This window comes from Halobacillus sp. ABR2_026 (assembly GCF_056158545.1).
In genome coordinates this window covers 3,671,678-3,693,471 of the sequence record NZ_JBSWTM010000001.1, presented here as the reverse complement: position 1 = coordinate 3,693,471, position 21,794 = coordinate 3,671,678, and the positions used below count along the sequence as shown (strand labels likewise).

Sequence of the window (21,794 nt, the reverse complement as noted above, 5' to 3'; positions counted from 1 at the left end):
CTATGGCCTATGTATGCATCGTTTGCGAATAGGCTGTAAAGTTCAATTGTTGATTTTTTGATCGTTCAAACGATCTTCCGGTTGGAGAGTCGGGATATCCATTTGTATGGTATCAGGGTATTTGATGCCGGCACCCGTATTGAGCACAACCACTTCATCTGTTGAGGAGATCCATCCATCAGCGCGGAGATTGCGTGCGGCAGAAAACGCAGCGGCTCCTTCTGGGCAGACAAATGCGCCCTCCTTTTGAGCGACCGTTTTTTGTTCTTCCAAAAGGTCTTCGTCGCTTACGGATACTGCACATCCATCGGTCTCATACAAAGCTTCAAGGACAAGGAAATCACCGATGGCTTTCGGGACATTGATACCAAAAGCTGTCGTTTTGGAGTTTTTCCAGAAGGTTGATTCCCTTCTTCCATGCTGCCAGGCTTCGACGATAGGGGCACATCCATCGGATTGGACAGCCACAAGCCTTGGCATTTTGTCCTTGGAAATCCACCCAAGTTCCTGAAGCTCTTTGAACGCCTTGTAAATTCCAATCAATCCTACACCCCCGCCTGTCGGATAGAGGATGACATCCGGGAGGTTCCACTTCAATTGTTCGGCTATTTCAAGTCCCATTGTTTTCTTTCCTTCGATCCGATAAGGCTCCTTCAATGTAGATACATCGTAAAGATCTGATTCTTTCACGGCTTCTGCGACCATCTTCCCGGCATCGCTGATCAGTCCGTTTACAAGAAAAAGGTCAGCACCTGAAACGGCACATTCGTTGCGGGTAATCTTAGGGGCATCCACCGGCATGACGATGGTGGACTTCATAGATGCTCTTGAAGCATACAAGGACCATGCGGCTCCTGCATTCCCATTCGTGGGCATCGCGATGTGTTGGATCCCGAGTTCTTTTGCTCTCGAAACCCCGACGGCTGCTCCGCGCGCTTTGAATGAGCCGGTAGGGATGGTTCCTTCATCTTTCATATGCAAGGTTTGAATATTCATATCTGACTGAAGGCAAGGGAGGGGAAGCAAAGGGCTCATGCCCTCTCCCAATGAAGTTTTGTGGACAGGGTCTTGGAGTGGCAGCAGTTCATGGTAACGCCAGAGGTCAGGATTTCTTTCTTTCAAATCATCAGGAGACCATGATTTCTTTAATTCATTCAAATCATAGTCTACAAGCAGAGGTGATCCACAGGTGCAAAGGTGGTGAGCGTTCACCGGGTCATACGTTTCTTCACATTTCGGGCAGTACAAATGAGACAAGTAACTGTAAGGCATGTTCATCTCCTCCTCTTAGCTTGGATACCCGTATCTTAACATGAACAAAAGGCGATCGCTTCCACATTGTATTAAGGACAATTTCAAAACTTCATACACTTTTTACATTACAAGAAAAAAAATCTTCGAATACAATGAATGTATAGTCGTTTAAAAATTCAGACAAATAGCGCGGAGGGGATGAAATGGTTCTTCCTTTTGACATTTTAGAGTATCACCAGCGTTTACAGGCTACGAAGGAGCGTATGGCTGATCAGGGAATTGACGTGCTTTTGATTACAGACCCGGCGAACATGAATTACCTTTCTGGTTATGACGCCTGGTCTTTTTATGTGCACCAAATGCTTGTGATCATTATTGATGAACCGCAGCCGCTGTGGATCGGGCGTTACCAGGATGCCAACGGCGCACGAGTCACGACGTGGATTTATGATGAAAATGTCATTGCCTATCCGGATTATTACGTCCACTCAGAAGTTCATCACCCTATGGATTTTATAGCTGATATTCTGCTTCAAATCGGTCAGGGAAAACGCAAGATCGGTGTAGAAATGGATCACTATTATTTTACAGCCAAGGCGTTGGAGCGATTGAAAAGAGGGTTGCCGAATGCTGAATTCACATCCGCTGACCTGTTGGTGAACCGCGTACGTATCGTGAAGTCCGACCAGGAAATTGAATACATGAAACGAGCGGCGCAAATTGCAGATGTGGCCATGACAAAAGGAGTGGAAAGCATTCATCCAGGGGTGAGGGAATGCGATACAGCAGCAGAAATCTATTATCACATGGTCAGAGGTACACCTGAATTCGGAGGGGAGTATCCGGCAATTGTTCCACTCTTGCCAACAGGCGATCATACATCTATCCCGCATCTCACGTGGTCAGACCGTCCATTTGTGAAAGGCAGCGCTGTGATTATTGAACTTGCCGGTTGTTACAAACGATACCACGTCCCTCTGGCCCGAACGGTGTCCATTGGTGAACCTAACGAAAAAATGAAACAGGTCGCCCCTGTCGTTTTAGAAGGAGTTCACGAAGTGCTTGCATTTGCAAAACCAGGGGTGACTTGCGGTGAATTGGAAGAAGTGTGGCGAAACAGTATTAAAAAGCATGGGTTTGAAAAAGAAGCACGGTTGGGTTATTCCGTTGGATTGAACTATCCACCGGATTGGGGAGAGCACACGGCCAGCATTCGCAAAGGAGATACAACGGTTTTGGAGCCTAATATGACGTTCCATCTGATTCCTGCCCTGTGGTTCGATACAGACGGAATAGAAATCAGCGAAACCTTCAGGGTTACAGAGTCAGGCAGTGAACGGTTTACCACTTACCCGCCGGAATTAATTATAAGAGACCATATGGATTTGAGCGGTCAGATCAGTTGAGGGGGTTTTTTCCATCCGATTATTTTCTAAAAATGAAATCGAAAAAGTGATCCGTCTGGATACAGACCTGATACAAAAAATAGAAGAAGCGTTTGCCGCCCTGGTGGAAAAGGAAACGAATGTGCCGCCAATCATGCGGATCGATGTACCGGATCAAAACGGAGAAGTAGATATCAAATCCTCTTATGTGAAAGGGGAAGACAGCTTTGCCGTCAAATTGTCTTCCGGTTTTTTCAATAATCCTTCCAAAGGGCTGCCGAGTGCTAATGGGCTTATGATCCTTATACACAGCCATACAGGGGAGCCGCTGGCTGTATTGGCAGATGAAGGGAGATTGACCGATCTTCGAACCGCTGCAGCAGGAGCCGTTGCTGCAAAATATGGGAGCAGGAAAGGCAGTCGTGCGGCAGGCATCATCGGAACAGGCGCACAGGCCCGTCTCCAGCTTGACGCTCTCACCCTGGTCCGCCCGATCGAGCAGGTATTCGTTTTCGGAAGAGATCCCTCGAAAGCGTTAGGTTATAAAAAAGAAGTCGAACAAAAGTTGGGAGTCGAGGTGGCCGTCTGTCATTCAGTGGAAGAGGTCCTGCAGTACAGTGATCTTGTCGTAACCACGACTCCGTCACGCGTACCATTAATTCACGGGGAGTGGATGCGTCCCGGTCTGCATGTTACCGCTATGGGCTCAGATGCAGAGCATAAACAGGAACTTCATCCTTCATCGATGGAAAGAGCGGATGTCATTGTGTGTGATCTTAAAGCGCAATCCCTCCGTCTGGGCGAGCTGCGTCAATCTCCAACAGAACAGGAACGTGCCATAGAAATCGGAGAAATTACAAGTGGAAGACGTACGTTTAGGAAGACAGATCATGAGGTGACCATTTGTGACCTTACAGGAACCGGTGTGCAGGACACCGCAATTGCAAGAGAAGTATACCAACGATTATTAATCAGGGAGGGCGTTACACATGAACGAAGCGAAATTTAGTACAAAATCGATTTGGGCAGGAGAGAAAGAGCAGCTTGCCTTCGGTGCTACACAGGTACCTGTCGTACACAGTGTATCTTTCGGTTATGACGATATGGATGAATGGTATGAAGTAGCGGTCGGCAATAAGCCGGGCCACATTTATGGCCGGAATACGAATCCTACCGTACAGGCTTTCGAAGAAAAAATCCGCATTCTTGAAAATGCAGAAGCAGCGACCAGTTTCTCAACAGGGATGGCTGCGATCAGCAATACACTTGGTACTCTTCTGTTTCCGGGAGATCGTGTCGTATCCATCAAAGACACGTATGGAGGCACGAATAAAATCTTTACAGAATTTCTGCCAAAACAGAAAGTGGATGTCGTGCTTTGTGATACAGGGGATCATGAAGCGCTTGAAGCAGAAGTGGCGAAAGGGTGTAAAGTCCTTTACCTGGAAAGCCCAACGAACCCGACCGTGAAAATCACTGACATTAAGCGGATGGCAGCCGCAGGTAAAGCTGTTGGTGCCACAGTGGTCGTGGATAATACTTTTGCTACACCGGTCAATCAAAACCCGTTGGATCTCGGGGCCGATCTTGTCATCCATAGTGCGACGAAGTTCCTCGGAGGTCATGCAGATGCATTAGGCGGGGCGGTCTGTGGTAGAAAGGGTCTTGTTGAGGCCATTTATCATTACCGGGAGATTAATGGAGCCACTCTTGACCCGATGGCTGCCTACCTGCTGTTGAGGGGCATGAAAACACTGCAACTCCGAGTAGAGAAGCAGAATGCAAATGCAGCAGCCATAGCCGAGCATTTGCACTCCTTTGATCAAGTGGAAGCCGTTTATTATCCGGGCTTGGAAACCCATCCTCATCATGATATTGCCAAGCAGCAAATGAGAGGTTTCGGAGGGATGCTGAGCTTTGCTGTTAAAGGCGGAGTGGAGACGGTGCGAGACTTGTTACCCAAACTTCAATATGCCAATCGTGCCGCCAATCTTGGATCTGTAGAGACTGTGGTAGGACCTTCAAGGACGACGAGCCATGTGGAGTGTACACCTGCAGAGCGAGCGGCTATGGGGATCCCAGAAGGCTTAATCCGCTACTCCGCAGGCATCGAAGATATCGAAGATTTGAAACAGGATCTTTCTCAGGCCTTTCAATCTTTACCCGCCTATGCTGAGAAGTAAGGATGGGAGATGGGAAAGGTGAAAAATATGACCTCATCCAACGGGCCGGTCAGCTTATGGATTTCCTTGTGGAATGGCGGAGAGATTTTCACGCTTTTCCTGAACTCAGCTTCCAGGAAAGGCGGACGAGTGAAAAAATTGTAGAGGTCCTGAGCAGCCTGCAAACTTTTGTCATAGAGAAAAATGTTGGCGGCCATGGCATTATTGCTTCCGTGACTTGTGGAGAGGGGCCGGTCGTAGGGATACGCGCGGATATGGATGCTTTACCGATTGTGGAGGAATCGAGCGCCCCCTGGGCTTCCAAGCATCCAGGCGTCATGCATGCTTGTGGTCATGATGCGCATCTATCGATTTTACTCGGCATCGCTCAATTGGTTGCGGAAGATGCAAAAGCCGGCCGTTTTCAGGGAACCATCCAGCTCATCTTCCAACCTGCAGAAGAAGCGTGTGATGAAAAGGGAGAAACGGGGGCCGTAAAAATGTTGGCTTCAGGGAAACTGGATCGTCTGGATGCCGTCATGGCTCTTCACATGTGCCCTTGGAAGAAGACGAATGAACTGCAGTGGAATGATGGGCCGAGCATGGCGAATAACGATGAGTTTCATTTGAGAATACAAGGGGTTGGCGGGCATGCAGGATATCCGCAGCATGTTAAGGACCCGATTTGGATGGCCACCACCCTCCTTCAAATCTTATACAGTCTTAACGGACGGAAGACTAACCCGCTTGAAGTGGGAACGATCAGTGTTGGTCAGGTACATGCTGGTGATGCCAGTAACGTCATTCCAAGCTGGGTGGATATAAAAGGAACCCTAAGGTCTTACAAAGACAATGTAAGAGAGAGTTTGAGCAGAGAACTTCATCAGGCTGCTAACGTAATCACAGCCCTTGGTGGCGAGTATACGTTGCGAATTGACCAGGGGGAACCTTCATTAATCAATGACCCTCGGATCAATCGTGTATTTTTGGAAGTGGCGAAGGATTTACAAGTGTATGAAGAGCCCTTTGGTATGGGGAGTGAAGATTTCAGTCATTTCACGAGAAAGGTCCCGGGGGCTATGTTTTTTCTCGGATGTGGATTGGGTAGAGAAAGGAGCCTTCATCAGTCTGATTTCGACATCGACGAACGATCGATGCCGATCGGTGTGCGGGTTCTACTGCAAAGTGCTTATCGGATACTTGAGCAGGGAGGGATTGAACAATGATGAAAGTAGCCATGATCGGATTCGGAGGAGTAGGTCAGGCGTTTGCGGAAATAGTCGAAGCTAAACAAAAAGAAATGCAGCAGAATTACGGCATGGACATAGAAATTGTTGCCGTTTCTGATGTAATGAAAGGGTCTGTATACCAGCCGGGAGGACTGAACATCCCTAAACTTTTGGAATGTGTCAGAAAAACGGGGTCTGTTGAGACTTATCCTTCCTCCCAAGAAACGGTTAAAGGCTGGGGGAGTATTGAAACGATAGAGAAATCGTGCGCCGATGTCATTATGGAAGTGACTTACACGGATGTGAAGTCTGGTGAGCCTGCCCTTACCCATTGTCACCGTGCTTTCGAAACGGGAAAAAGTGTGATTACTACGAACAAAGGACCTGTCGCTCTCGCCTATCAAGAACTGATCGAAAAAGCTGAACGTCATCATGTCTTTTTTGGTTTTGAGGGAACCGTCATGAGTGGAACGCCTGCTTTAAGACTTCCTCTTGAAACTTTGGCTGGGAATGAGATCAAGGAAATCAGAGGGATATTGAATGGGACGACCAACTATATTCTGACGTCCATGGAGAGTGGAATGACGTTAAATGATGCGTTGGAAAAGGCGCAGTCACTTGGATATGCTGAAGCTGATCCGACGAGCGACCTTGAGGGATACGATGTAAGGTATAAAGCAGCAATTTTATCCAATCATGTTTTTGGTGTCCACATCGATCCCGATGAAATTTTTTGTGAGGGGATAACGGGGATAACGGCGGAGGATATTCAAGAAGCAGCAAAAGAAGGGGAGAAATGGAAGCTCCTCGCCCGTATTCAACAAGACAGAGGGATTGTTAAAGCATCCGTAAGACCTGAGCGGATTCGAGGAGATGATATACTGGCCGGCATTACTGGAGCGACAAACGCTATTGTCTATGAATGTGATTTGTCAGGCCCGATCATGCTTACAGGGGCTGGTGCAGGTTTGAAAGAAACAGGTTTTTCTTTATTAATTGATTTGGTTCACGCCCACAAAAACTTGGGGATCATCAAAGTGGGAGGAGGGAGTCATTCATGACGACGAAGGTAAAAACATATAAAATGCTTATCGGTGGAGAGTGGCGCACGGGTTCAGACAATTTTGAAGTAAGCAATCCTCAAAATGGTGAAGTAGAAGCAGTTGTCCCAGCAGCTACCCGAGAGGAGATGTTAGAAGCTGTAGAAGCGGCTGAACGGATGTTCCATCATCTGGATCCCATTCCGACTCATGAAAGGATTCGGATTCTTAGCAAAGTGTCGGATTATATGGAGGAAAACGCTGAGGATTTTGCAGTAACCTTGGCACGAGAGGGTAGTAAAACGATTTCAGAAGCACGATCAGAGGTTTCACGTGCCACCCAAACCATTCGTATCAGTGCCGAAGAAGCGAGACGCATGAAAGGAGAAACCATTAACTTTGATCAAAACCCTGGAAGCGAAAAAAGAGTCGGGTATTACCAGAGGTTCCCTGTAGGGATCGTAGGAGCCATCACTCCTTTCAATGACCCTCTCAACTTAGTCGCCCATAAAATAGGTCCTGCTATTGCTGCAGGTAATGCCATTGTCGTTAAACCTGCCTCAGCTACCCCTTTGAGTGCATTGAAACTTGCCGAAGCATTTGTAGAAGCGGGTCTCCCTGCTGGTTTTTTATCGGTTGTTACAGGTTCAGGGAGAGAAATCGGGGATGCTTTGATCACTCACCCCGCCGTACGGATGATTTCCTTCACCGGGGGCAGCGAAGCAGGGGAGGCTATTACGAAAAAAGCAGGGACGAAAAAAGTGAGTATGGAGCTTGGATCGAACTCGCCGGTGATTGTATTGAAAGATGCCGATCTTTCAAAAGCTGTTCACGCCTGTTGTTCTGGAGCCTTTTCAGCGGCTGGTCAAAATTGTATCGGGGTGCAAAGGGTATTTGTAGAAAAGGATATCTACCCTGCCTTCGTGGATGGATTGGCAGCGGCGGCGGCAGCATTGCAAGTCGGTGATAAGATGGATGAGCGGACAGATATGGGACCGATGATCAATGAAAAAGAAGCGGTCCGAGTGGAGCAATGGGTCGAAGAAGCAGTGGATATGGGAGCGAAAGTCGAAGTGGGTGGGAGGCGTGAAGGGGCTTTTTACAGGCCGACCCTCATGACGAATGTGCCCGCTCACGCTAAGCTCATGAAGGAAGAAGTGTTCGGACCAGTGGTTATGGTAGATGCTGTCGATGATTTGGATGAAGCCATTCAAAAATCGAATGCCGTCAATTACGGTCTACATGCCGGAATATTCACGAACGATATTAACCAGGCATTCAAAGCGATCAGAAAAATGGACGTCGGCGGTATCATGATTAATGATTCAAGTGACTATCGGATTGATGAAATGCCGTTCGGAGGAACGAAAGGATCCGGAATCGGACGTGAAGGTGTGAGGTTCAGTATGGAATCCATGACCGAACAAAAAGTCGTATGTTTTCAGCTTGACGATTGAGTAAATCAACCCATGTCCTATTGTTCTGTTTGTCAGAGGACTGGTTAGGGAAAGCCTCCTTCAAAAGGAGGTCATGTAATGGCACAATATTTTGTGAATCAAAACCAACAGACGGATGGAGAACATGAGGTCCATATTGAAGGTTGTGATTTTATGCCATTTGAGAAAAATTTATTAGAGTTGGGCGGGCATGATGATTGTGCAAGTGCCATCGAAAAAGCGACCCATACTTACAGTGATGTCAGTGGTTGCCGCCACTGCTGCCCCGACTGCCATACTAAATAATCTTTCAGTAACCTGAACGTCCGTCAGTGGACGTTCAGGTTCTTTTTTATTATGAGGGGGTTAAATGTTGTTGATATGGATCCTTCGAACAGGAGTGGCAAAAGATTATCGAGATACTCCTTTTGAAAGAGGGCTGAGGAAAACGGATTCTCTTTCCTGGAAGTATCAACACTTTAACAGATCCATCATATGGAAGCTGATATCAAGAATCTGTCGTATGTAAATGGTACTTCTTCTCAGGGATATTGTTTGCTTTCATGCAAATAGTAAACGTGAAGATTAATCCTGAGGAGGATGCAAGATGAATAAAAAATGGTTTCTTTTAATCGCAGCGATCACGATGATTGTCCTGTTAGCTGCTTGTAATACATCTGAAGAACGCGCACGCGAGAGTCAGCGGAACAATTTGAATCAAGTCAGCTTCGGTCCTGAAGGTCAAGGGGAGCGGGCAGACGGGAATCAAGGCCGTTACATGGACCCTGGGGCTAATGGGCAAAGCCGCTTTGATGCGAACATCCCTTTTGAAGGAATGAACCCTAATGGTACAAGTGGATCGATGCAGGGTCCGTACTTTTTTGATCACGATGGTCGATACACTCAAGACCCTCAGGGTGGGGAACCATCCGGGCAGGCCGACAATCGTTCCAGCCAAAACCGTGGAGATAGTGGGCAAACCAGTGACCAGGCGGATGGAGATTTTCAACAGCAGGTAATTGAACTGACGAACAAAGCTCGTGAGAAAAATGGTCTGAAACCTTTGAAAAACAGCAATGAGGTTGAAGAGGTGGCTCAGACCAAATCAGAAGATATGGCTGAGAATGATTACTTCTCCCATACATCACCAACCTACGGAAGTCCTTTTGATATGTTGAAGGAATTCGGTGTGGATTATTCGACAGCCGCTGAGAATATTGCTGCAGGACAGCAGTCGCCGCAATCCGTGGTGGATGGGTGGTTAAATAGTTCAGGACACCGTAAGAACATCATGAACAAAAATATTACCCACATTGGTGTCGGGTATGCTAAAGACGGAAATTACTGGGTACAAATGTTTATAGCCAAATAATAAAACTTGACGCTTGGTTCGTATCAGGCGTCTTGTTTTACATAAGGATAAGGCAGGGGAAGCAAAATGAAAAAGCTTGGAATGTTATTGGTCATCATCCTCCTATTGTCATCCCCTTCTCAAGGCCATGCTTTTACTGAGAAAAGGTTGGTTGCTATAGGGGACTCTATTCCATTTGGATATAATTTGACTAAAGAAAATTCAAATCCTCCGGATGGTGCGTTCCCATCTTTAATTGGGATGAAGAAGGACATGGAAGTGACCAATTTAAGCATCCCTGGATTGACTTCTGCAGAATTGCTGGCAGCTGTGCAATCCAACGACTTATTCAGGAATAGTCTTAAAGACGCTGACTATGTGATTGTGTATATAGGTGGTAATGACTTGTTGAATATCGTCAAAAAAAATGGAGGGTTGGATGGATTGGAATTGGAGCAGGCAGCCCCTGTCATCCGGGATCTTATTTATAACGTCTATTCAACAATTTTGGAGATTGATGAATTAACCGACGGGAAGATTTTAGTCTACAACATCTATAATCCTTATCCGGCAGCTGGTGATCAGTTGAACACACCACTCGCATATATTAACCAGCAATATGCTTCTTTGATCAAACTCCTTAAACATTTTTCACCTGTTACTCTTGTTGATGCATACAAGGCCTATAACGGGCATCCGGAATATATTCTTAAAGGGGATGTTCATCCTACGTTGTCGGGCCAGAAAGTTCTTGCTGACCTTGCTTTAAAGCACCTGGATTGAATAGGTCTCTGTTTGGGTCTTCCCCCCTGCTTTCATGTATAATATAGGTATTGGTATTTTGGAGGTGAAAAAACATGGTAAGGTTTGGAATCATAGGCACAAACACTATTACAGAGAAATTTATTGAAGCAGCAAAGCAGCACCCCCGGTTTGAATTGCAGGCGGTTTATTCACGGTCTGAACAGCGGGCTCTGGCCTTTGCAGATAAACATGGTGCAGATGCAACTTTTACGGATATAGAAGCGATGGCTGCCCATCCGAATGTTGATGCGGTTTATATTGCCAGCCCAAATGCTTTTCATGCCGAGCAGGCGAAAGTCATTATGAGGAAAGGGACTCACGTCCTTTGTGAGAAACCGATGGCCTCTAATCAACAGGAAATTGCATCCATGATTGAAGTGGCGAAAGAAGAAGGGGTTCAATTGATGGAAGCCGTCAAATCGACACTGATGCCCGGTTTTTTAAGTATTCAGGAACATTTACATAAGATTGGAAAAGTGCGTCGTTTTGTCGGGAACTTCTGCAAATATTCTTCTCGGTATGATGCCTATAAACGGGGAAAAGTACTGAATGCATTCAAGCCCGAATTATCCAATGGGTCGTTGATGGATCTGGGTATTTATGGGATATATCCGATGGTGACGCTGTTTGGCGCGCCTGAAAACGTACAGGCGAGTGCTGTGTTTTTAGAGACAGGTGTTGACGGACAGGGAACCGTTTTCGTTGAATATGATGAAATGGAAGGAATCGTTCATCACTCCAAAATCGTGGACTCTCATACCCCATCTGAAATTCAGGGAGAAGAGGGGACAATCCTCATTCCGAATATTTCTGAACCGAGAGATATAAAAATAATCGATAGGAATGGGACGATAGAAGAACTTTCTTTCGAAGATAATTATTCACCAATGTATTATGAAGCTGCTGAATTCATCAGCCTGGTGGAAGATGCAGAGAGACGATCTGAGAATAATTCATTAGAGCATACACTTTTGACCGCGAAAATTATGGAGGAGGCCCGCCAAAAGGTCGGCCTGGCCTATCCGAATGACCGGTCTTAGATTCCCGGAGAAAGAGGCACATATAGAAACATGTGCCTCTTTTTACTAATTTTCTTTCCTTGTCATCGATACGCCCGGGCGGCTCTGCTGATTGTCCAGCCTACGTTCATGATGGATTCCCCAGTGATTCATCTTTTCAAGGAAAGAAGCTGTCGTTCTGCCATAGGGGGTAATGCGATACTCCACTCTGGGAGGCATGGTTTCATAGTCGATACGCTCGACTAAACCATCATGAATCAACTTTTTAAGTTCTCTGGCCAGGATTCTGGAAGATATATTCCCATCAAGGGAACGGCGCAATTCATTGAAACGCAGATGATCTTCGTGGATGAGCTTCCATAAAATTAAACCTTTCCACTTTCCGCATACCACTTCAAGAGTTACATCAAGGCCGATCCCATCTTCCTTCATCCTGAATCACCTCTCGTTATTTTTTTGTAGTCTGTCCGTGTTTTTGCATAGCTTTTTCGTAACCTTCCAATATTCCTTGAGCATAGACCTTATTTAAGACAGTCATCGTTTGAGGGATGACGTTTTCTTCTTCCGATTCTGAGACTTGATTCAGCAAGTCCACGAGTTCCAAAAGTTCTTCGGTAACGGGAAAAATCGGTTTTATATTATCCATAAAAGGATCACCTTCCTGTTTATTCGGGAAATACTATTGATATAATTCTAACCATTTACTATTAGTGAACCTTGCGCGTACATAAACTATTATGACTTATCGGGAAGTATGAAATCAATGGATAAGTCCGTGTTTTTGCCTCAGTGGAGCAACTTCCAGTGCTGTTATCCTTATACAAAAGTTATACTGAGATAACCGGGCAAGGCCTTTTTGTACAACGATTGGGTCCGGGAATTTGAAAATCAGCATCACACGAGTGTTTTCCAAGCTTAATTTATTTCCCATCTGTATAGTGGGCCATTACTTGTATGAGTGTTTGGAGGTTTTTTTATGCGTTCGATTTTTTCTTATACCTTTCCTTATAAAAAGCCGGCAGTAATTGCTCTTGTTCTGATGTTTATAGAATTACTGGTAGAACTAGCGCAGCCTCTGCTCATGGCGAAAATTATAGATGATGGGATCTTACAGGGAGACTATCAGGCTGTCCTGGTATGGGGCGGTGTGCTGTTGGGTTTATCATTTATTGCTTTTACTGCAGGGATGACCAACTCTTTTTTTGCTGCTGAGCTAAGCCAGGGTGTTGGATATGACTTGAGGAAGGATATGTTTTCTAAAGTCCAGCAGTTTTCAGACCATCATTTTCAAAAAGTCCCGACCCCGAGTCTCGTTACGAGAATCACTAATGATGTGATTCAAATCCAAAACTTGCTGTTTATGTTTGTGAGAATAGGATTGAGGGCACCTTTGTTTATTGTTTTTGCATTAGTGATGTCGTTTACGATAGACCGGGAACTTGCTCTTTTTCTATTTGCCAGTGTTCCTCTATTTCTGCTGTTCTTACTGTTCTTATTGACCAAAGGGATCAAGTGGTTCAAGAAAGTCCAGCATAAAATCGATGGATTGAATACGATCATACGTGAGAATATTGCCGGCATCCGATTGGTTAAAGGATTCAATCGTAAGGAGTATGAAGTGAAAAGGTTTGAACAGGGCAATGACTCCCTGGTCAAGCATAATAAAAGAGCGTTATGGCTTATGGAAGTGGCCATCCCGGTCGTGATGCTGGGGATGAATATCGTCATTCTTGTTTTACTGTTTGTCGGTGCACAGGTACTTAGTGCAGCTGGAGTGGAGGCTGGTGAACTGGTTGCTATCATTAATTATGCGACCCGTATCTTGTTCACCTTTTCAGTATTCACATTTCTGATCATGGTCATTTCCAGGGGACAAGCATCGGCGGACAGAATTTCTAATGTTCTGCAGCAAGAAACAGACGAAGAAATTGGAGGCGAGATGAAAGAATTAGAGGGAGCAGTCCGCTTCTCTGATGTCTCCTTATCCCGTGAAGGGACCCAGGTGCTGAGTCATTTGAATTTCAAGGTACAGGCGGGAGCCACGGTAGGAATTATTGGGGAAACAGGCTCCGGAAAAACCTCTTTGTTACATTTAATACCCCGGCTGTATGAAAAAAATGCAGGCCAACTCTTTTTGGATGACGTGGAAATTGAAAAACTGTCCGTGAAAATTATTAGACAACAGATCAGCATCGTACCTCAGGAGGTTCATTTGTTCTCGGGTTCAGTAAAAGACAACATCGCATGGGGAAAGAAAGATGCAGGGGGCGAAGAAATTATAGAAGCGGCAAAACAGGCGCAGATTCATGATTTTATCGTTTCTCTGCCCGATGGATATGACACGCAGATCGGTCAGAAAGGGGTGGTTTTCTCCGGTGGACAGAAGCAGCGGCTTTCTATTGCGAGAGCCCTTGTGAGAACCCCTCGAATATTAATACTGGATGATAGTACGAGTGCGCTTGATGCCCATACAGAAAGACGACTTTTAGCAGCTTTAGAAGAACAGCGTTGTACAGTATTCATCGTTGCCCAAAAAGTAAGTTCCATTAAGGATGCCGACCATATTCTTATTCTTCATCAAGGGGAAATCATCGCTCAAGGAACACATGAAGAACTGTTACAGGAAAGTCGATACTACGCCGATATTCATCAATCTCAGCAGGAAGGGGTGGGGTCATGAAAGAGACTCGAGGGACGAGAGCCGGGCGGCCCACTCGCGGGACAACTGTGAAACTGGATAAAGTTGAAAACATCGGTTCCACTCTTCGTAGAATATGGGGTTATATGGCTGCGGAGAAAATGACTTTTTCTTTGGTTGTGACTGCTATTATCATCAGTTCATCCTTATCTTTACTGGGTCCTTACCTTCTGGGACAGACGGTAGACGCGATCATAGAAGATCCTCGATCTAATGCACTTCTTCGAATGCTTGGAGTGTTGTTTCTCGTCTACTTATTTCAGTCGCTTTTTCTATGGCTTCAAAATTACTGGATGATCGGCATTGCTCAAAATGCTGTTCAGCTGATGAGAGGACGTTTGTTTTCACACGTGCAATTGCTTCCTCTCCTTTTTTTTCAAAAAATCCAACAGGGAGAACTGATGAGCAGGCTGACGAATGATATCGAGAATGTAAGCAGGACCTTGAATACGGCTGTTGTCCAGTTTTTAACGAGTGTATTGACCATTATCGGTACGCTCATTATCATGGTAGCCCTAAGTCCGATGCTTACCTTGTTGACTTTGACGATTGTTCCTGGAATGTACGTTGGCATGAAGTGGATTACCGATCGTACAGGACCATTTTTCAAAAAACAACAGCAGGACCTTGGGGAAGTCAACGGCTATGTAGAGGAAATATTTTCAGGACAACCCATCATTAAAATGTTCTCTAAAGAAGAAGATGTCATTCATGCGTTCAAAGAGAAGAATCGTGCATTGAGAACGTCAGGTTATTATGCTCAAGTCTATACCGGGTTCATCCCCAAATTAATGAACATGTTGAATAATGTAAGCTTTGCGATCATTGTAGGGGCGGGTGGATGGCTCGCATTGAATGGAGACATATCCATAGGTGTCATCGTCGCTTTTACGACATACTCTCGTCAATTCACGCGCCCTCTGAACGACCTCGCCAATCAATTCAATATGATCTTATCAGCCGTCGCAGGGGCGGATAGAGTCTTTCAAGTGATGGATGAGAAAGAAGAAAAGCTTGATGAAGAACACGCGCTTGAAGTAAACCAAATCAAAGGAGATATACGATTTGAGCATGTTGATTTTTCTTATGAGGAAAACCAGGCTACACTTTCAGATATCACCTTTGAAGTACAACCCGGTCAGACGGTTGCGCTGGTGGGGCCTACCGGGGCTGGGAAAACGACGATTATTTCTTTGCTCTCCCGTTTTTATGACCCGGACGCCGGCCGAATATTATTGGATGGAAAGAACTTGGGGTACATTACGCGTGCCAGTTTAAGAAGTCAAATGGGGGTCGTTCTGCAGGATGCCAGTATGTTCCATACGTCCATAAGGGAAAATATCCGGTACGGGCGGTTGAATGCTTCGGATGAAGAAGTGGAAGTGGCTGCTAAATCTGCAAGAGCACACGATTTCATTTCGCAATTGCCAAATGGGTATGATACGGTCCTCGACTCAGACGGGAAAGGAATCAGTCATGGGCAGAGACAACTACTGTCCATCGCCCGCGCCATGATTGCTGATCCTTCCCTGCTTATTTTGGATGAGGCAACCAGTAGCATCGATACTGTAACGGAAATGAAGATTAATGCAGGTCTTACGAATTTAATGAAGGGCCGGACGAGTTTTGTAATTGCCCACCGCCTGCACACCATCCGGTCAGCCGACCTGATCTTAGTGCTTCAAGGTGGCCGGATTATTGAAAAGGGAGACCATGAAACGCTTATGAATGAACAAGGGGAGTACGCCGCGCTGATTCAGGCGCAGACTTCCTCTATGAATCAGAATTCCGGGTAATGATTACACCTCTGCCTATCCCACGGCATACGATAGGGAAAAGGGAGGGGTGACGATGTCACTGAATCAACCATATCCGTACTGGACTGATTTACCTTATGCCGGGGAAAGCCGGCCACCTGCAGGGAGTGACGGAGTAGAGTACGAGGCTGGAAAGTGGAAGACCTATTTTATTAAACATAGCAGGAAGAGTGGATTTGAAACGTTGGATGGACGCCCGATCCGACTTGCGATTAAAAATCCAAAAACCATTGATTGGCACCGCGAATTGAAAGATGTAAAAGAAACGTTGGCTCATTTAACGGCTGATCAAAGGAAAATAGCCATGTATTGGGGAGAGGGGCCGGCGTCTAAGCAATGGATTCCGATTATTGACCGCCTGATCGATACTTATGGGGTGGAAGCTCCAAGGGCTGCACGAATTTTAGGAGCCGTTTTCAGTGGGATGAATGACGCGTTCGTTGTCTGCTGGTCCTTAAAATACCAGTGGCTTGTACCACGGCCGAACCAGTTGGATCCTCATCTGCGTACAGTCATCTGTACCCCGAAACATCCATCCTATCCCTCCGGACATGCGACTATTTCAGGTGCTGCAGAGATCATTTTAAGCTATTTCTTTCCAGCGGAGAGACGGAAGCTGAATGAACTGGCAGAAGAAAATGCACGATCCAGGCTTTATGCAGGGGTGCATTATCCTGTCGATAATGATGAGGGACTGCGTCTTGGAAGACAGGTGGGTCGTATGGTAGTGGAAGAATTGAAGAAAGATTTTGTAGCAGGAAAACCGCTTGATTTCCCTTTTACAGAATACCGCAATGCAGATCTACACCCAACAGATTATCAGCAGTCGATCCCCTTTCATTATGACCACACCTGCAGTTCTTTACTTCTTGATTCTGAAGACCGTGAAGAATCATCCTCCTATACTCAATGGATTGACCCTAAAATATTTTTCTAGTCTGCCATGTTGATTGAAAGAAAATCACCACGTCCGGGACGTGGTGATTTTTGTTTATCCTTCTGAGTATCGAAGGGAAGGACGTGAAGGGAAAAAAGTAGACAAGTTCTTGGTGGGCGGTCGCATATATATGAACGAACGACATGATAGGAGGGGTTTTCATTGGATGCATGGATTGTATCTGCACGTAAAGTAGGATTGCTGGTGGGAGCGGTGATCATTGCTTTTGCTGCGTACTTTATTGGAAGTTTCTTTTGGAAAGGGGCGGTTTCTACTTCAACGGAGCCCGTAAATGGTGAACCGCGGATGATTCATATGGTGACAGGAGAATTTAAAGCAGAGACGGCTGCCGGCGAGGAAATAGAATCTTACCGTTTTGATCCAGGGACCATTTTTGTGGAAAAGGATGAGCCTTTCAAATTAAGCGTGTACGGTGTGAACGGCAAGGAACATCCTTTTTATATTGAGGGAACGGATATTAAAGGAGTCGTGGAGCAGGGAAAAGAAACGGTTTTGGATCTTCAATTTAAAAAAGAGGGCGTCTACCGTCTCATCTGCACTACCCATGCGGATATCGGATCGGATGGTCCCATGATCGCCTACATCGTTGTGGATTGATGGTTGAGTGTTCTTTTTAACATTGGATAGAAAGGATGAACGGCATGGTCGTCTTGTTCGTAAGCTCCATAGTACTCGGATTGTCCATCGCCGCACCTGTCGGACCGATCAATATTGAGATCATGCGGCGGGGCCTTTCTTATGGGTTCTGGCCTGCTTTTTGCGTGGGGCTTGGCGGGATGACCTCTGATTTGTTGTTGATGGCCGTCATGTTCTTTGGCGCTGGAGTGTTTTTGACATGGACATGGGTGCAGGTCGTGCTGATGCTCATCGGCTGTATCGTATTGGTTCATTCGGGATGGACAAGTCTCAGGATCAAAGAAGAATGGAGTGTAGATGCTGTACGGAGTATGGGGGGCGGACGAGGGAATGCTCTCCTTTCCTACATAAGAGGTGCCATAATAGCAGGAACGAATCCCATGAATTTATTGTTTTGGATCAGCATTTACGGTTCTGTCTTAAGTCGGGCGCTGCAGGATGAGAATATTATCCGGTCCTTCATCATTAGTTCAATGGTTTTTCTCGGAATCGGCCTTTGGAATGCGAACTTGGCTTTTTTTGTGCACTTTGGTCGTTTTATCGTTCATTCGGTTGTGTTAAATGGGATCCAGCGCGCTGCCAGCCTCATTCTAATATTTTATGGTCTTAAATTTGGATGGATCGCTGTCGACATCTTATATAATTCCTTTGCATCATGATAGCAAAGAACAGGGGACATAAGGTTAGGACGTTGGTGCGCTTTTTTTCTTTCTAACAGCCTTGATCCATAAGCCCGCCCATACGATGAATGGGATGATCAGTCCATGGGTTATTGCATAGGGGAACCACGTTTTATTAACAAAAGACTCAAAATAAGATACATCCGGGTAAGCGATGATGGATAATACGACCATTCCTATGCCAAGGGGGAGTAAAAGAGGACGATGATCCTTCATTGTAAGGAATTGGGCGGTCCCGACGGTGATGGCGTAATAGAGAACCACCATTTTGAAAAAGATGGTTATCATCCAAATGATAGCGATGATGATTTCCAACCCTTCTAAGAAACCAGCGATGTTGATCTTTTGGGCCAGCTTATATGTCGGATATGTGTTCAAGGCAGTAAGGTCACTTCCGAGGATTAGAATGCATAAAAGAGTGATCAACATTAGGACAGCTCCGCCGAAAACTGTGCCGAGCAACCATGCCTTTTTCTTCGCTTTTGAATCTTTGACATAAGGAATAATCATCAAAAAAGTCACCAGTTCGAGAATAGGCGTTCCGATCAGGAAAGTGGAAGTATTCCATATAGGAAGAAACCCTTCGCCGATCATGGGTTGTATATTTTCTATCTTGATTTGCGGAGCGAGGGAGATAGTAAAGAAAATCAGGAGTAATACGACCCAGGGGATGAACATCTCCGAACACCTTCCAATAACTTCAATCCCCAAATAAGCACCCCATATGACGACAAACAAAAAGAGAATATGGGTGAACTGCAGCGGAGTCTCCGGGATGATCTGAGTTGTCATAAAATCTCCTATGTTTCGTAACACAAGAGAGGCCAAAATATACAGGAATGAGAGGTAGAAAAGCAGAAAAAATCTTCCGAGCCAATTACCGAACACCTCAATGGTGGCCTGCACAAAGGTTTGTCCTTTCATAAGTGTGGTCATATGATTGTACATGACGACAAGGAGTAGTCCGATGGCGATAGATATAGAGAGGGATATCCAGGCATCTTGCCTGGCGTTGGACGTCAGCGGTCCCGGTACGATCAGGATCGAGCTTCCCACGAAAAACAAAAGAACGAGAAACATGAATTGCCTGGGACTGATTGTCTGATTATCCATCTTTACACCTCTTTTTAGTCGTTTTATTTGGCTTCTTCAACGAAAGCTCCCGTTTGTGGAAGACTCAGCTTCGAGATGTTTGTGGGGGAGTTAGGGGCTGCGGGGGATGACTCGCTTTCCGCGGGAGCGCGGTGAGCCTCCTCAGGCTTACGCCTTGCGGGGTCTCACCCAGCACTCTTTTCCCGCAGGAGTCTCGCCATCCCCCTCCGCCCCTTGGCTATATCAGGGTCTCGAAGCCCCTTCATGAATCATCAGCTATTCTAGTTGGTGAGAGGATAAGGTTCATACGCCCAAACCGAGGGGCTCGAACCCGGAAAGCTTGATACATAGCGTTTTATGCTTACAACAACCGGGGGAATGGAAGACCATCCAACGTATGTAAAGGGGTTCGTTTCTCGCATGATCGAATGGGGTGGTTGGGAAGCTGCGAGACTCCCGTGGGAGAAAGGAGATCGGCGAGATCCCGCAGGGCGATAAGCCCGAGGAAGCTCGGCACTCCCCCACAGGAAAGCGAGTAGCTTCCCAGCCACCCCTGGCACTCAACACAATAACGAACCCCGAACCCTCTCGAAATCAAGTCTTCAACAATTCTGCCATTTAGCTTAAGACTCCGTTTCGAAATAATAATACAACAAGATTCAATGGTTGGATCGTGAAAGGAGATCATCTAAAGGTTTCGACACTTGGAAATAAATTCTCTTTTACCACCCTATCATTCATGGTCACTTCCATCCGTTGATGCAAATATCAACACTGAACTTTAACAGAGCCAAAATAATAAAAGCGTTTTTTAAAATCCAATCATCTTATAAAACCTCTCAATATACGTAAGAGGGTTCGGAAGCGCTACCCCTTGGGCTTCCATCACGGCAATAATCGTAAAAATGAGGAGGAAACCTGAAAAAAATCCAGCATCTTTCTTTTTGTCTTTTTTTATTAGTTTTGGAAATTCAAGAAAAAATAGGGCTATTGAAAAAATGAGGATGGCCAAGGTAGACCACATATGAATCACGCCTCTTCTTTGGTCAGGGGTTGTGTAGAGTTCCCTTTCCTTCTTATTTGAGCGATCACGTTAATGTTGACCTCCAACGTTTTGAACTCTTCATTCCAATGATCTTCGACCGTCTTCCAGTACTTCGGATTTTTTCTGTGGAGGAGACTTCCAAATCCGAAAATATCGCTCCCGAATTCTTCCTGGGCAGCTTTTACTGCTGTTTCCATCTGCTGTTTAACTTTTTCTTCCACTTTGCTATTGATATCCTGAATGACGTCCGGGTTGGAGAGATCGACGGAACAATCCATCTCGGTTACGTTACCCTCCAGTTCCAATTCTACGGATACAGAAGGCTGGCCATCTTTAAACTTTACTTCCGGCCGGCTGTCTGTCCGGAGTACCTCCACACTTCCAAGTCCATCATCGCAAGGAAACGTGACAGTCGTACTTTTCATTTCTCCCGTTATATAATTCAATCCCTTGCTAGCATCAGCATCCAGCCACCCGACTAGTTTATCTTGTTTCAGAACGGCGAGACCATCCACTCTAAGCTGTGTCAATGCATCCATTCTTTCCACATTGTTCATCGCTGTGCCAAAAGCGGGGTCTCCCTCTACCACCAGACCGGTCAGAACGGGGTTCTGACCTTTGCTTAATATTTGACCGATCAGCTCGTCTATAGCCATCCCTCTTGAGTCCCCGTGATAACTCTGGACATCTTCGATCGATTTCATAATTTTGTTGGCAGGAATTTTTTCGTACGGAGTGAGCACGTCAAGCAATTCTTCTACGTCTGTGTTTTTGGCAATGGCGACAAAGAAAGCCGTTCGAAATTCGTGGTCTCTATAAAAAATGTCCAGAGAAGGCAGAATCCCTTCTTCGGCTAGTTCTGTTCCAATGACCAGCAGACGGAGTTGAGATAAGTACATTTTTCTCGGAGCTTTTTCGGTCATACTTCGGAAAGCTTCAAACAGAGACTCCCCAGTCGTTTTATAAATAGAAACCGGAGTTCTGCTGGTTGGGGCATCAGTGGCTATTTCTGATGGGTTGAGGACTTGTGTGGTCAATGAATACATCCCTTCCTCATTCCGGTCAATGCCCATAGCTACCACGACACCGAGGTTATCCAATTCTTTGCTGTTCCAACAGCCCGAAAGAAACAGCAGGCAGGAGAGAGAGGTCATGAACAATACTTTAAAATATACAGGTTTATTCATC

At 45.8% G+C, this 21,794-nt stretch carries 20 protein-coding genes; 15 read left to right on the top strand and 5 right to left on the bottom strand.

The annotated features are described in order from the left end of the window. Positions 1 to 42: 42 nt before the first annotated feature. Positions 43 to 1,272: a threonine synthase gene (locus ACXADE_RS18725; RefSeq protein WP_474981933.1), complete on the bottom strand. Its 1,230-nt coding sequence runs from the start codon at positions 1,270 to 1,272 to the stop codon at positions 43 to 45. Positions 1,273 to 1,457: 185 nt separating this feature from the next. On the opposite strand from ACXADE_RS18725, the gene ACXADE_RS18720 reads away from it, so the two are divergent. The 10 genes from ACXADE_RS18720 (at position 1,458) to ACXADE_RS18675 (ending at position 11,701) form a co-directional block, all read left to right on the top strand. Next, complete coding sequence (locus ACXADE_RS18720; protein ID WP_474981932.1) at positions 1,458 to 2,660, top strand: M24 family metallopeptidase; 1,203 nt, start codon at positions 1,458 to 1,460, stop codon at positions 2,658 to 2,660. Between the two features lie 13 nt (positions 2,661 to 2,673). Next, positions 2,674 to 3,648 (top strand): cyclodeaminase, encoded by a 975-nt coding sequence (locus ACXADE_RS18715; protein ID WP_474982272.1) that lies wholly within the window; start codon positions 2,674 to 2,676, stop codon positions 3,646 to 3,648. Beyond that, positions 3,629 to 4,822, top strand: a complete 1,194-nt coding sequence (locus tag ACXADE_RS18710) for a cystathionine gamma-synthase family protein (protein WP_474981931.1) — start codon at positions 3,629 to 3,631, stop codon at positions 4,820 to 4,822. The genes ACXADE_RS18715 and ACXADE_RS18710 overlap by 20 nt, the downstream gene beginning before the upstream one ends. Before the next feature lie 2 nt (positions 4,823 to 4,824). Continuing rightward, the gene (locus tag ACXADE_RS18705; protein ID WP_474981930.1) at positions 4,825 to 6,027 is read left to right on the top strand and encodes a M20 metallopeptidase family protein; all 1,203 of its coding nucleotides are present in this window, start codon (positions 4,825 to 4,827) and stop codon (positions 6,025 to 6,027) included. Continuing rightward, on the top strand, positions 6,024 to 7,091 hold the full coding sequence (locus ACXADE_RS18700) for a homoserine dehydrogenase (RefSeq protein WP_474981929.1): 1,068 nt from the start codon (positions 6,024 to 6,026) through the stop codon (positions 7,089 to 7,091). Before ACXADE_RS18705 ends, ACXADE_RS18700 begins: the two co-directional genes overlap by 4 nt. Beyond that, positions 7,088 to 8,527 (top strand): aldehyde dehydrogenase family protein, encoded by a 1,440-nt coding sequence (locus ACXADE_RS18695; RefSeq protein WP_474981928.1) that lies wholly within the window; start codon positions 7,088 to 7,090, stop codon positions 8,525 to 8,527. Before ACXADE_RS18700 ends, ACXADE_RS18695 begins: the two co-directional genes overlap by 4 nt. A gap of 78 nt (positions 8,528 to 8,605) precedes the next feature. Then, on the top strand, positions 8,606 to 8,812 hold the full coding sequence (locus tag ACXADE_RS18690; RefSeq protein WP_474981927.1) for a hypothetical protein: 207 nt from the start codon (positions 8,606 to 8,608) through the stop codon (positions 8,810 to 8,812). A gap of 301 nt (positions 8,813 to 9,113) precedes the next feature. Then, a complete protein-coding gene (locus ACXADE_RS18685) occupies positions 9,114 to 9,878 on the top strand; it encodes a CAP domain-containing protein (RefSeq protein WP_474981926.1) in 765 nt (254 codons plus the stop codon). Positions 9,879 to 9,944: 66 nt separating this feature from the next. Then, positions 9,945 to 10,640 (top strand): SGNH/GDSL hydrolase family protein, encoded by a 696-nt coding sequence (locus ACXADE_RS18680; RefSeq protein ID WP_474981925.1) that lies wholly within the window; start codon positions 9,945 to 9,947, stop codon positions 10,638 to 10,640. 74 nt (positions 10,641 to 10,714) lie between these two features. Further along, positions 10,715 to 11,701 (top strand): Gfo/Idh/MocA family protein, encoded by a 987-nt coding sequence (locus tag ACXADE_RS18675; RefSeq protein WP_474981923.1) that lies wholly within the window; start codon positions 10,715 to 10,717, stop codon positions 11,699 to 11,701. 45 nt (positions 11,702 to 11,746) lie between these two features. On the opposite strand, the gene ACXADE_RS18670 is transcribed toward ACXADE_RS18675, so the two are convergent. Both ACXADE_RS18670 and ACXADE_RS18665 read right to left on the bottom strand, forming a co-directional pair. Next, entirely contained in the window at positions 11,747 to 12,112 is a 366-nt protein-coding gene (locus ACXADE_RS18670) for a winged helix-turn-helix transcriptional regulator (protein WP_474981922.1), read from the bottom strand. A gap of 16 nt (positions 12,113 to 12,128) precedes the next feature. Continuing rightward, positions 12,129 to 12,326 (bottom strand): hypothetical protein, encoded by a 198-nt coding sequence (locus tag ACXADE_RS18665; protein ID WP_474981921.1) that lies wholly within the window; start codon positions 12,324 to 12,326, stop codon positions 12,129 to 12,131. Between the two features lie 330 nt (positions 12,327 to 12,656). Between ACXADE_RS18665 and ACXADE_RS18660 the strand changes: the two genes are divergently transcribed. From ACXADE_RS18660 to ACXADE_RS18640, 5 genes are all read left to right on the top strand, one after another. Beyond that, positions 12,657 to 14,360, top strand: a complete 1,704-nt coding sequence (locus ACXADE_RS18660) for an ABC transporter ATP-binding protein (RefSeq protein ID WP_474981920.1) — start codon at positions 12,657 to 12,659, stop codon at positions 14,358 to 14,360. Continuing rightward, on the top strand, positions 14,357 to 16,174 hold the full coding sequence (locus tag ACXADE_RS18655) for an ABC transporter ATP-binding protein (RefSeq protein WP_474981919.1): 1,818 nt from the start codon (positions 14,357 to 14,359) through the stop codon (positions 16,172 to 16,174). Before ACXADE_RS18660 ends, ACXADE_RS18655 begins: the two co-directional genes overlap by 4 nt. A gap of 55 nt (positions 16,175 to 16,229) precedes the next feature. After that, a complete protein-coding gene (locus ACXADE_RS18650) occupies positions 16,230 to 17,132 on the top strand; it encodes a vanadium-dependent haloperoxidase (RefSeq protein WP_474981918.1) in 903 nt (300 codons plus the stop codon). Positions 17,133 to 17,294: 162 nt separating this feature from the next. Further along, positions 17,295 to 17,750: a cupredoxin domain-containing protein gene (locus ACXADE_RS18645; RefSeq protein ID WP_474981917.1), complete on the top strand. Its 456-nt coding sequence runs from the start codon at positions 17,295 to 17,297 to the stop codon at positions 17,748 to 17,750. Positions 17,751 to 17,794: 44 nt separating this feature from the next. After that, on the top strand, positions 17,795 to 18,448 hold the full coding sequence (locus ACXADE_RS18640; RefSeq protein ID WP_474981916.1) for a LysE family translocator: 654 nt from the start codon (positions 17,795 to 17,797) through the stop codon (positions 18,446 to 18,448). 24 nt (positions 18,449 to 18,472) lie between these two features. Here ACXADE_RS18640 and ACXADE_RS18635 read toward each other — a convergent pair whose 3' ends face one another. After that, complete coding sequence (locus ACXADE_RS18635; RefSeq protein WP_474981915.1) at positions 18,473 to 19,582, bottom strand: GerAB/ArcD/ProY family transporter; 1,110 nt, start codon at positions 19,580 to 19,582, stop codon at positions 18,473 to 18,475. 1,008 nt (positions 19,583 to 20,590) lie between these two features. Beyond that, on the bottom strand, positions 20,591 to 21,793 hold the full coding sequence (locus ACXADE_RS18630; protein ID WP_474981914.1) for a Ger(x)C family spore germination protein: 1,203 nt from the start codon (positions 21,791 to 21,793) through the stop codon (positions 20,591 to 20,593). Position 21,794 lies beyond the last annotated feature (1 nt).

What these genes read in the sequence shown, in the direction of transcription:
- ACXADE_RS18670 (WP_474981922.1), bottom strand. Translation starts at nt 12,112, where the DNA reads ATGAAGGAAGATGGGATCGGCCTTGATGTAACTCTTGAAGTGGTATGC.
- ACXADE_RS18705 (WP_474981930.1), top strand. Translation starts at nt 4,825, where the DNA reads ATGGGAGATGGGAAAGGTGAAAAATATGACCTCATCCAACGGGCCGGT.
- ACXADE_RS18680 (WP_474981925.1), top strand. Translation starts at nt 9,945, where the DNA reads ATGAAAAAGCTTGGAATGTTATTGGTCATCATCCTCCTATTGTCATCC.
- ACXADE_RS18725 (WP_474981933.1), bottom strand. Translation starts at nt 1,272, where the DNA reads ATGCCTTACAGTTACTTGTCTCATTTGTACTGCCCGAAATGTGAAGAA.
- ACXADE_RS18640 (WP_474981916.1), top strand. Translation starts at nt 17,795, where the DNA reads ATGGTCGTCTTGTTCGTAAGCTCCATAGTACTCGGATTGTCCATCGCC.
- ACXADE_RS18685 (WP_474981926.1), top strand. Translation starts at nt 9,114, where the DNA reads ATGAATAAAAAATGGTTTCTTTTAATCGCAGCGATCACGATGATTGTC.
- ACXADE_RS18655 (WP_474981919.1), top strand. Translation starts at nt 14,357, where the DNA reads ATGAAAGAGACTCGAGGGACGAGAGCCGGGCGGCCCACTCGCGGGACA.
- ACXADE_RS18630 (WP_474981914.1), bottom strand. Translation starts at nt 21,793, where the DNA reads ATGAATAAACCTGTATATTTTAAAGTATTGTTCATGACCTCTCTCTCC.
- ACXADE_RS18660 (WP_474981920.1), top strand. Translation starts at nt 12,657, where the DNA reads ATGCGTTCGATTTTTTCTTATACCTTTCCTTATAAAAAGCCGGCAGTA.
- ACXADE_RS18710 (WP_474981931.1), top strand. Translation starts at nt 3,629, where the DNA reads ATGAACGAAGCGAAATTTAGTACAAAATCGATTTGGGCAGGAGAGAAA.
- ACXADE_RS18720 (WP_474981932.1), top strand. Translation starts at nt 1,458, where the DNA reads ATGGTTCTTCCTTTTGACATTTTAGAGTATCACCAGCGTTTACAGGCT.
- ACXADE_RS18650 (WP_474981918.1), top strand. Translation starts at nt 16,230, where the DNA reads ATGTCACTGAATCAACCATATCCGTACTGGACTGATTTACCTTATGCC.
- ACXADE_RS18675 (WP_474981923.1), top strand. Translation starts at nt 10,715, where the DNA reads ATGGTAAGGTTTGGAATCATAGGCACAAACACTATTACAGAGAAATTT.
- ACXADE_RS18665 (WP_474981921.1), bottom strand. Translation starts at nt 12,326, where the DNA reads ATGGATAATATAAAACCGATTTTTCCCGTTACCGAAGAACTTTTGGAA.
- ACXADE_RS18690 (WP_474981927.1), top strand. Translation starts at nt 8,606, where the DNA reads ATGGCACAATATTTTGTGAATCAAAACCAACAGACGGATGGAGAACAT.
- ACXADE_RS18635 (WP_474981915.1), bottom strand. Translation starts at nt 19,582, where the DNA reads ATGGATAATCAGACAATCAGTCCCAGGCAATTCATGTTTCTCGTTCTT.
- ACXADE_RS18700 (WP_474981929.1), top strand. Translation starts at nt 6,024, where the DNA reads ATGATGAAAGTAGCCATGATCGGATTCGGAGGAGTAGGTCAGGCGTTT.
- ACXADE_RS18695 (WP_474981928.1), top strand. Translation starts at nt 7,088, where the DNA reads ATGACGACGAAGGTAAAAACATATAAAATGCTTATCGGTGGAGAGTGG.